We start from the raw sequence: 1,529 nt of genomic DNA on the forward strand, positions 1-1,529 counted from the left end.
CGCCGCGAATAAACACAGCAGAATGGAGGTATGCAGAAACCGACCGGTAGTAGTGCGGTGCTCGATTCCGCTCCCCGGACGACCGCCCCCGGCGGGCAGGCGGAACCGCCGGGCGTGTTCGCGACCCTCACCGATGACGCGGCCAAACGACGCGACCTGTGGCGGATGAAGGCCGTCGCCACCGGCCTGCTGGCCGTGGCGACGGTGATCTACCTGGTGTGCCGGTGGCTGGAGTCGAGCGGCAGCGCCGGCGACTGGGTCGGGTATGTGCGGGCGGCATCCGAGGCGGGGATGGTCGGTGCGCTGGCCGACTGGTTCGCGGTGACGGCGCTGTTCCGGCATCCGCTGGGCCTGCCGATCCCGCACACCGCGATCATCCGCCGGAAGAAGGATCAGCTCGGGGCCAGCCTCGGCAATTTCGTGGGCACCAACTTCCTGTCCCCGGAGGTGGTCACCGCGAAGGTGAACTCCGCGCAGATCCCGTGGCGGATCGGGCGCTGGATGGCCGCGCCCGGTAACGCGGCCCGGGTGGCCGACGAGAGTTCGACGATTCTGCGCGCCGTCGTGGGGGTGCTGCGCGACGAGGATGTCGAACAGGTCATCGACAACACCATCGTGAAGCGGATCGCCGAACCGCTGTGGGGGCCGCCGATCGGCCGTGTCCTGACCGAACTGCTGGCCGACAACCGGCAGCTGCCGCTGCTGGATCTGCTCGCCGAACGCGCCCACCAGTGGGCGCTCGGCAGCCAGGAGACGATCGACCGGATCGTCAACGGGGAGGCGCCGCAGTGGGCGCCGAAATTCGTGAACGTCCTGCTGTCGGAGAAGGTGTACCGGGAACTGGTCGAGTTCACCTGGAAGGTGCGCTCCACCCCTGATCACGAGGTCCGCCTGGCCGCCAACCGCTTCCTGGAGGATTTCGCCCACGACCTGCAATACGACGAGATGATGATCGCCAAGGCCGAGCGGATCAAAACCGAGATCATGGGCCGGGAGGAGATCACCGGCCTCGCCGAAGCGACCTGGCGGGCCGCCAAACGCCTGATCCTCGAATCCGCCGACGACCCGAACAGCACCCTGCGCCGCAAGGTCGCCGAAAATGTCCAGCAGCTGGGCGAACGGCTGCGCGACGATACCGAGACCCGAGCCAAGGTCGACGGCTGGATCGAGCGCGGCGCCCGCTACCTGGCCGCCAACTACGCCGACGAGATCGCCACCATCGTCAGCGATACGGTCGCCCGCTGGGACGCGGAGGAGGCCAGTAAGAAGATCGAAGTCCAGGTGGGGCGCGACCTGCAGTTCATCCGGATCAACGGCACGGTGGTGGGCAGTCTGGCGGGGTTGGCGATCTATACGGTCTCGCAGGTGATGTTCGGGGGGTGACCGGCTTTCGCGCAGGCCGGATACAAACGACTCGACCGCTCGGGTGACCTGGCGTCTGAGCGCCCTCACGAACAGCGGCCGCCCTCTCGGTGCCGAGTTTTACGAGGCCTATAAAGGGTCGAGGCCCGTCCCGCCGTTCAGGCCTC

1 protein-coding gene is annotated in these 1,529 nt (G+C 67.6%); it reads left to right on the forward strand.

Annotated features, from left to right (window positions below; genetic code table 11):
* The first annotated feature begins 30 nt into the window (after positions 1 to 30).
* Entirely contained in the window at positions 31 to 1,383 is a 1,353-nt protein-coding gene (locus NS4_RS15730) for a DUF445 domain-containing protein (protein WP_084487338.1), read from the forward strand.
* The last annotated feature ends 146 nt before the right edge of the window (positions 1,384 to 1,529 follow it).

Source organism: Nocardia sienata NBRC 100364, from assembly GCF_001613205.1.
Classification (GTDB): domain Bacteria; phylum Actinomycetota; class Actinomycetes; order Mycobacteriales; family Mycobacteriaceae; genus Nocardia; species Nocardia sienata.

Bases quoted from the DNA above. Each gene is read 5' to 3' on its own strand.
- NS4_RS15730 (WP_084487338.1), top strand. From the start codon at position 31: ATGCAGAAACCGACCGGTAGTAGTGCGGTGCTCGATTCCGCTCCCCGG.